At 42.3% G+C, this 220-nt stretch carries 1 protein-coding gene; it reads right to left on the bottom strand.

The window, feature by feature from the left end; translation table 11 throughout:
- On the bottom strand, positions 1–220 hold a 220-nt coding region (locus CWB85_RS21750), incomplete at both ends, for an aldose epimerase family protein (RefSeq protein ID WP_502705328.1).

Genomic DNA, 220 nt, shown 5'->3' with positions numbered 1-220 from the left:
TGTTTTCTGTACTAAATGGCACCATAGTCCAGACTTTCTTATCAAAGCCCTGTACACCACCGTGTAAGTGGTTATCACCGTCATTGGTGGCTAACTGATAGTCGGTGCCGTTTAAGCTAAATTTACCATTAGCAATACGGTTACCAAAGCGGCCAATGATCGCGCCAAAGTAAGTGGTTGCATTGGTATAATCTGCTAAGTTATCCAAGCCTAAAACAAT

Origin of the sequence: Pseudoalteromonas sp. S1727 (genome assembly GCF_005886375.1) — a bacterium.
In the GTDB taxonomy this organism is placed as follows: domain Bacteria; phylum Pseudomonadota; class Gammaproteobacteria; order Enterobacterales; family Alteromonadaceae; genus Pseudoalteromonas; species Pseudoalteromonas haloplanktis.
The sequence above is the reverse complement of the archived record's forward strand: the minus strand, read 5'-3'. Positions and strand labels throughout refer to the sequence as shown.